Annotated in this window: 6 protein-coding genes; all 6 read right to left on the bottom strand. The window is 42.1% G+C overall.

Features of this window, described 5'->3' with window-relative positions; translation table 11 throughout:
* Window positions 1-62: 62 nt before the first annotated feature.
* Entirely contained in the window at window positions 63-1490 is a 1428-nt protein-coding gene (gene wbaP, locus GRPL_RS13305; protein WP_032699171.1) for an undecaprenyl-phosphate galactose phosphotransferase WbaP, read from the bottom strand.
* 104 nt (window positions 1491-1594) lie between these two features.
* Complete coding sequence (locus tag GRPL_RS13310; protein WP_032699170.1) at window positions 1595-3757, bottom strand: polysaccharide biosynthesis tyrosine autokinase; 2163 nt, start codon at window positions 3755-3757, stop codon at window positions 1595-1597.
* Window positions 3758-3772: 15 nt separating this feature from the next.
* Window positions 3773-4207 carry an arsenate reductase/protein-tyrosine-phosphatase family protein gene (locus tag GRPL_RS26825; RefSeq protein ID WP_072010673.1) on the bottom strand — a complete coding sequence of 145 codons (435 nt, stop codon included), beginning with the start codon at window positions 4205-4207 and terminating at the stop codon, window positions 3773-3775.
* 2 nt (window positions 4208-4209) lie between these two features.
* Window positions 4210-5346: a polysaccharide export protein gene (locus GRPL_RS13315; protein WP_032699169.1), complete on the bottom strand. Its 1137-nt coding sequence runs from the start codon at window positions 5344-5346 to the stop codon at window positions 4210-4212.
* A gap of 132 nt (window positions 5347-5478) precedes the next feature.
* A complete protein-coding gene (locus GRPL_RS13320; RefSeq protein ID WP_032699168.1) occupies window positions 5479-6912 on the bottom strand; it encodes a capsule assembly Wzi family protein in 1434 nt (477 codons plus the stop codon).
* Window positions 6913-7874: 962 nt separating this feature from the next.
* The gene (locus tag GRPL_RS13325; RefSeq protein ID WP_032699166.1) at window positions 7875-8504 is read right to left on the bottom strand and encodes a phosphatase PAP2 family protein; all 630 of its coding nucleotides are present in this window, start codon (window positions 8502-8504) and stop codon (window positions 7875-7877) included.
* Between the last annotated feature and the right edge of the window lie 374 nt (window positions 8505-8878).

Here is an 8878-nt window from a genome sequence, read left to right as displayed (position 1 = left end):
GTAGGTATTGCAACATAGTATCTCATATAAAAACTCTTTATCTACTATTCTTAAGGATATGCTTAATACGCACCATCCTTTTTCAATACAACACCAATAGTCTTAAAGAGAATGGCGATATCATTCCACATAGACCAGTTTTTAACATACCATGCATCAAGGTATACTCGAGTCTCGTAGTCTACATCGCTACGACCACTCACCTGCCACAAGCCAGTCATCCCAGGTTTACTTAGGAGGTAATAATCAACTTCATCGTTATATCTTTCGAGTTCAGCAGTAATAATAGGCCGTGGGCCAACCAAACTCATTTCACCTTTCAACACATTGAATAGTTGAGGTAACTCATCGAGACTAGTCCGACGTAAGAAACTTCCAATTTTAGTAATTCGTGGATCATTTTTTAGTTTGAATGTTGCATCCCACTCCTTTTTTGCTTCAGCATCGTGAGATAAAAGTTCCTCCAGAACTTCTTTAGAGTTTATGACCATTGAACGAAATTTTAAGCATTTAAATGATTTCCCACCTTTACCAATTCGCTCATGCCCATATATTGACGGCCCCCCATCCTTTTTAACTTTACTACTTATATATACTAGCATCGGCGATAAAATAATAATAATAGACAGCGAGCCGACTATATCAAAGATACGTTTTAAAATTCTTGAAGACCATTTCGCGAGATTTTGTTGAACCCTAAAAATCATAACTTCATGGCTAAAGATAAATGACATATCTGTGCTATCTAACGGCATTCCGCGTAATGTAGGAATCACAGAAACAAATCTATAGCCCTTAATCATAAAATTACGCAACCACGTATTTCTTATTTCGCTTTGATCAGATTCTACTGCTACGATAAATTGTGTTTTGGGATCTTTGGTTGACAGCCAATTTATATCATTTGGCAAAACAGATATTCCATCTATTTTTTCACCTGAAACCACTCCCCCTGGACTAGAGATAAACCCAACAACTTCCAATCCTAAATTCCTTTCGCTGCTTATTGCTTTGTATGCCTCTTTTGCATTCTCACCACTACCAATAATCCAAGTATCACGCTGCCATAGATTAAAAAAGTCCAAAACTCGTTTTATTCCCATCCGCGCTATAGGAACCAATATTAAAATTAAAATCCATGTTAAAAGCCATAATAAGCGTGAGAATGTCCACGTTGTAAATGCCATAACTGCAATTTCAATTATTGCAAAAATAACAAGCGTCCGCAGTATTTCTTTTAGTTCAAACCAGAAAGTCTTACGATAAAAGTAATGTCTAAGCCTCATGGAATACCAGCCAACACAGCAGAATGCTAGTAACCAATGTAAGGCAATCCATCCTTCTATCTGATTTTCCGGGAAATATTCTTCATAATTATTTACTGTAACAGATAATAATCCAGCTGATATATATAGTGATATTGTAAAAGCAAGGAAATCAGATACTGCTAATGCAATACTGACGATAATATTCCTGACAAAGAGCGTCATAATCCCCTCTCTTGAGATTTATATTTAACCTGTTTGTTTTTTATTTATATTTATGTAGACCGATATAAACAGGGAAAACTTCCCTGTTTATATCGAAGTGAATTCTATTTATTGTCTTTATATGAATAGCCATAATGGCTATATCCATAGCCATAGTAGCTACTTGCTTTTTTTACAACACCGTTCAAAATGCACCCTTTTACAGCTATGCCTGCGTTTTCAAAGCGCTTAATACTAACGTCTATCTCTTTGACAGTATTTTCCTCAAAGCGCGCAACTAGCAGCGTAGTACCGACGTAATGACCAATTACGGCAGCATCAGTTACTGCAAGTATAGGTGGAGTATCTAATACTACAATGTCATAGTTTGCACTTGCCCAACTAATTAACTCACCAAACCGGCGATGCATTAACAACTCTGCTGGATTCGGAGGCACCATACCTCTTGAAATGTAATCAAAATCAGCCGAAATGATCCTTTTAATAGCTTTGCTTGACTCTATGTTTCCGACCAAAATATCTGACAGACCGTTTTCATTGTTTTGATTAAATAACTTATGAGTATATCCTTTTCTCATGTCAGTATCTATAAATAGCACTTTTTTCCCAGTCTGGGAAATTACTGCTGCTAAATTTGAACTTACAAATGTTTTACCTGCATTTGGACTAGCACCAGAGATCATAAGAACATTATTTCTGGCTTCCATCATTGCAAAATGAAGACTTGTACGTAAACCTCGTATAGCTTCAATTGCTAAATCCGCTGGATTATCTACTGCCAGAAAACCCTGTATTTCATTTTGTACTTTCTTTGACCATTTCGGTTGAACTATATTATTACTATAAGCTTCTGCAACCGGAATACTTGCGTAAACATTAATACCAAGCTCTTCTAGCTGCTCAGGTGTTTCAATGCCTCTTCTTAAGAAGACTCGTAATAACACTAATCCAATTGATACAATTCCGCCAAATATAATTCCAATTAGAACAATTAATACTTTCTTCGGTTTTACAGGTTTTAGTTCTGTTACTGCATTATCAATTATTCTAACATTACCAATCGCGCTAGATTTGGAAATACTTAACTCTTGTTGACGATTTAATAACTGCATATATACTGCACGTCCAGATTCAACATCTCGACTTAATCTTAATATTTCTTGTTGAGTTTCAGGCATTGCCGACACTCTTTTGTTTAACTTTGCTTTTTCGTCCTGTAATGTTTTCCTTTTCTCCATTAAAGCCTTATAAGTTGGATGCTCCTTAGTATACAACTGTGAAATTTCTGACTCACGAAAAGTCAATTGATTAAGCTGATTATCAACATTTACTATTTGATCAAGTACAGATTTGGCTTCAAGTGATAAATCGACGGAATCGTTTTGCTGACGATATTTATTTAGTCTACCTTCAGCCATATCAAGATCACTACGCACTTGCGGTAATTGTTGATTTAGAAAATCTAGGCTTTTGGCATCTTGGGCTGCTTGACGAGCGATGTTTTGTGCCAAATAATTATTGCTAATGCTGTCAACAATTTTTTCTATTAACTCTGGATTATCTCCTGTTAAAGAAATACCAAGCATTCCTGTATCTTTTCCTTGATCTGCCACTTCCAATGATTCTTGCAAATCACTTATAGCTTTTAATCTGCTAATATATACAATCGAGAACTCAGAATCTGGACTGGCTTTTATTTCATCAACTTTCAGTGTAACTCCTGATGCTTCAAAAAGAACACCGACTTTCCCATTAAATGTTTTATCACCAATGTCTATAATATAATTATTTTCATCTTTTACTGTGAGTTTAATTTTCGGAGCTTCATCACCATCAACCTGCGGAATATATAATCGTGAAATTGATATAACACCTGGTTTATCCCCCATAAATCTTGCTAAACCACGACCAAAAATAGGGAAAAACTCCTGTTTGACTCTTATTTGCAAATTAAGGTCATCCACTGTTTTTCCTAGTATCATCCGCGAACCAAGTAATGTTATCTCTGGTGCAGATTGTGGTTGACTGTTTGGCAACATTTGGCTGAGATTGCTCAGTATAGCATTAGCCTGCTTCTGTTCAACCTGAACAAGAGCATCCGCCTGATATATTGGTGTAGCGAAAATTGCATACAATAAAGCAAACAATGTGAAAAGTGAAGTTACTGATAAGATGAGTTTTCGATGATCAATTAGCTCACCCAAAAGACGACCTAAGTCGATCCCTTCATCATCTTTAGATGTCGTTTTGTTAATAGCTGATGTCATTCTAATTTTCCTGAATTATGCACCTAACTTTTGTGTCCAAAGTTTTCCGGCCTGCTCTATTAGCTTATATACAGATAAAAAGGCCTCTTCACTCTTCCTATATGGATCAGGTATATCTCTTTGATTAAGCCAATGACCAAATAACATTGTTTTACCCCTGACCTCAGGTGCAATATGCCCTATTTGTTCTATATGTGATCGTTCCATTACAAGAATTAAATCATATTGTCGACCAAGTCGAGCAGTAAACTGTTGCCCCCTATGTCCCTCTAATGAGAGACCATGCATCGCAGCAACTTTAATAGCACTAGAATCAGCAATATGATCAACAAGAGCTCCCGTACCCGCCGAATCTATTTTTTTATTAGGTAATGCTCGGCGTAAAAATCGTTCTCCGATAGGAGAACGACATATGTTACCGGTACAAACTACTAAAATTGATTCAAACATAATTATGGCCACGATTTAATGAAGCGTGCAGTTTCTGTCATGTCATGGACTCCAGTAATTGTCGGTACCAACTGAGACACAACACGATTCCAACGAACCAATGGTGCAGTAGTAACGTAGACAATATCATATGGTTGTAACTGGAATTCAGTACCTAACACCATAGCAGAAGCATCCTGTGCATTAAGCTGGTATATATTGGCAATTTTTCCCTGCTTATCTCCTTTTAACTGGCGAACAACAAAGACTCCAGTTGCATCACTCATTGCCTGGGATATACCTTCAGCATTGCCTAATGCTTCAGCCAGCGTCATGCCACTGCGGTCCATTTTCATGGTACTTTGTTTGCCAACTTCGCCCATAACAAAGACTTTAAGGTCGTCATTACGAGGTATGAACAGGATATCTCCGGGATACAAGAGATGATTCTGTGTCAAATCACCTTTCTGCATCAATGCATACAAAGAAATTTTGGTATCTTTACCATTATGCGTCAAAACAACATTTCGCCAATCAGCATCAGGAGCCAACCCACCTGCCGCATTAATAGCATCCATTACCGTTAAAGGAATATTAGTAATTGGCTGCTGCCCAGATTTGATAACTTCGCCAGTAACATATGCTTTTTGCGAACGGAAAGCAGCTACACTGATATCCACCTGAGGACTTTCAATATATGTTGTCAAACGGCTGGCAATGATTTGTCTGACTTCACTTAATGTTTTGCCTGCCACCTGCACTTTGCCGATATACGGATAGAAAATAGTACCATCCGCATTTACCCAGTTGCCGGTATCACTCGCACTACGATACTGCCCTGCCGGAGTCGTAAGTTCTGGATGATCCCACACTGTCACCATTAGTACATCGCCAACGCCGATACGATACTCGTAGCTTTTGAGTAAATTATCCAGTTGCGGATTTGGCTGCGCCATCACCGTAGGCGTACGTAGCTGATCGATCAGCCCTGGTGTCATCGGGTAAACATTGACCAACTTATCCAGATCGTAATCGCTATCGGGTAACTCAACAACATTCTTACGCAGGCTATTTAACCCCTGTCCTGGCATAATAGTACAACCCGCTAACAGCCCTATTGCCAATGCTAAAGCCGAAAATCTAACCATTTTTTTCTTCATAGTGTCACATCATCAGTAAACTAAAATTTCTTATTTCTGAGCTACATAGCATCCGCCAGTTTGTCCCCGGCTGGCTTCATGCAGACAATGGTAGACTGAAGTCCATTCTCTGATTTTGCTGTAGCATTCAGCCTATAGACTAAATGGGATCTCGATCCCGGCGCTTGCGCCAACATCATCGCTATCGCTATGGTCAGCATTGGTATACCACAGCGAGGTGTTCAGGCGGACAGTCTTATAGACATCCCCACTCCAGCCCAGTTGTACACCTTTCAATGTATCTGCATGCGGGAATGCTTTATTAATTGATTGATCTTTAGGATTCACCTTGGCATAGACCAGGCGTGTGCTCCAGCGCTGATTATCTTCGGTAACCAGTTCAACTTTACCGGCAAACAGCTGACCGTCGCCCCCCATAGCATCGCCTAGCGGATAACCCTGCTGATAATAACCATCGGTATAAATATGGTGGTTATAACTATAATTTGTTCTACTCATATTTGAGCGTGTATCATGCGCTTCTACATACCAGTTGACCGCATCTTTCCCCCAGCCGTGGTGCCCTTCAATTCCGCCCAGATACATATTAGCTGAAGGCAGATAGCCGGATTCATCTTCCCCAATCATCTGGCCATACAGGCTCACCGGCCAGCCCAGGGTTGGCTCGAGCTTCAGTTTAAAATCAAATCCCGCCAGCTGGTTACCGGGTTCATTAGCAGTACCGGTATTATCATGCCCAGTGAAACCATCCCAGAAACTGCTAAATGATTGAGGGCGCCCCTCTCCTCCCCACTGCATAATACGTGAAGCCCCCAGTTCCAGAGACTGGAACGGGGAGAAGGTCAAACGGCCGCCGATAATCTTGGCATGCGGTACCGCCGTGTACTGGTTCATCTGGCTGGCGGAAATCTGGTACTGCCAGGGGCCAATCCAGCGCAACCACCAGGTTTCCGGGGCCACCTGTTCAGCGCGCTGCATCAGGAATCCGGTCATTGGCCTCGCAGCATCGCCGCGGATAAGGCTTCCTTCATAGCCAGGCCCCCACCACTGCGGCATCTGGCCGAACGACAGCCACTGGTTCCAGAACTTCACCGCGCCGTACGCGCCGTTGGCATTGAACCGGGAGCCGTTGCTGATACGCTCACCGCCTTCCACATTGCCCTGCAGATGAACATCCCACCAGTCGCCGCTGTTATTAAAGGACAGCGATAGCGAGTTATCCGCCGGTTGGCTTTGCGCAAAGCCCTGCGGGGTTCCCGGCTGATCGGTAGAGGTGTAGCCGCTGACGCGGAAATCAGCCTTCAATGAGGAAAGCCGCTGATTAATACGCGCCAGCACCACCTGTTCAGAAGAATAGGAGGGTTTAGCCTTTTTTAACGCCCGGGTAATCTCTTCCTGGCTCAGGGGCCAGGTCGAAAGGCTAAGCTGGATAACTCCCCGGTCAGAAAGCCAGGAGAGATCGTTACGCAGTTCGTTATCATTGAGTACCAGACCAGAGGCATAAACCTGCGCACTCACCGATGTCAACAGCCCCAAAGCAAGTGCAAGACGCGCGATTTTCATCATTATACAAGATCCATTTTTAGCCCCGTTTCCGCAAGCTGGCGAGTCATGGGGAAATATGAGTTTAGAGGGCGCACGCAGACGCCAGTCGTAGTATGTTTGTTCAGCAGTGATGATGCAATAAGCAGTACCTTTGAACGTAATCAGCCACGCACTATTTGAATTATCAGTGCAACAGTCACAACGCCAGCGACGCCCCTCACACCGATCACCACCCCACCATGGACATGAGCTATCTCAAGTTGGCCAGAGGGATAACACGCTGTAGAGTCAGAAAGATTGCCGATTATATACGGTGCTTGCGGATAATCATCCGTCGCAGCCGGTTTTAGGAATTTCGAACATATAGAAGATGACTGCAGAATTGACGCTGACGGTTTCGATACGCTACCGCCCTTGGCTTAACAGCTACCAATGCACTGTACTTCATTTATACATTTTTGCTGGCACAGTGCCCGCGTGATTATTAGTCATTGACAATATTTTTTGCGGCATCAAGTTTACGAGATTCTGCCGGCAAATGGGAGTAAAAATGACAACTATTCGCTTATCAAAGCAACCTAATCTGACTCCTCCGACAAGCGGACGACACCTCAATAAGATTGTTTAATAATATCTCATCGATCCAGCTCAAGATGCATAATCACGCACCAAAACCAAAGCAAGACTATGTTTTTTAAGACTTTTATTGGATGAGTATATTAACCACGCTAATTCTCGTCACTTCCGTCAACTACAAAAATTAATACCTGCCATTCATTTTTTATACTTGACAAACATAATTTAATTTCAAGAATAAGGGGCGGCCTGCCTATTTAGGATTGTTCTCAGCCACGTTATTTCCTGTGTCAGCAAAAATATTGCTGCAGAATGTAGTAGCAACTATTTATTTCACGAATATGAATGTACGAAACCGGGACTGATTCTATTATTTTCTCTGGACTTATTCATCGTCAGCAGCACACTCAGTAAAAACGCTTATGCAAATCCGCGCGGGTAAAAGGCTTTTCCAGCGGACCCAGCTTAACGGCTATTTCACCCAGCAGAGACTGAGTTGGCGCTTTAGCGCCGGTATTTAGCAGCACGACGGGGATGATAATCAGACTGAGCACCCCGCTCCAGGAGAGTTGCACATCGGCCACGCGCGACGAATTCCGCTGCAGCAGCAGAAACAGCGCGCTACCGCAGGCGCCAAGCAGCAGCCCGGCAATCACTTCAGATGGGGAATGGGCATGAATCGCCAGACGGGAATACCCCACGAGGATAGCCAGCAAATACCCTATAACCATGGCAGCCCGGCGTAAAGCAACGCTACCGCGGGCACAGAGCAGCCATAAGAAAATGGGCCAGAAGGCGGTAGATAAAGCGGTGTGCCCGCTAAAACCAGTGAAATCGAGCTCACGGATGCCGATGCCCCAGCCCATAAAAGCCAGTTTTGACGCACTGACGATGGCGCCGGTAATACCAAACAGCAATCCCCACTGCCAGGCAATCTGTCTGGAAGGCCTGCGCAGAAATAAAACCATGAACACTGCTGCCGCGCTGGGTAACAGCACGGTACTATCGCCAAAAAAAGAGACCCACTGCCAGTTCATTTATTTTTCATCCTTTGACGATTTTCCAGTTCGCAGCGCCTTTGTCCATGACGTTGTTATGGGCATACACATCCGATAACTTCACATTTTTATGCATGCATCACTGTTGTTTAATGCGTAAGCATGATCTCAGTCAAGTTTTATTTTTTTATGACAGCCAGCGACATGCATATTTTTTTAAGAAGATTCTGACTAACTCATTATTAGCAAACATAAAATTATGCTACTCCGACCATTCCATCACAGGAGGGCCAGCACAACAACCAGATGTCTCTGAAGTCGCTTTTTGTTTACACATTAAGTGTGTTTCAGCAAATCAGCATAACCATCTGATTTATATTGATTAATATTTGTCTAAAATATGCTGTTTTAAT

The sequence above is a fragment of the Klebsiella planticola ATCC 33531 genome, from assembly GCF_000735435.1.
In the GTDB taxonomy this organism is placed as follows: Bacteria; Pseudomonadota; Gammaproteobacteria; order Enterobacterales; family Enterobacteriaceae; genus Klebsiella; species Klebsiella planticola.
Note: the sequence above shows the minus strand (reverse complement) of the source record. Positions and strands in the feature narration are given on the sequence as shown.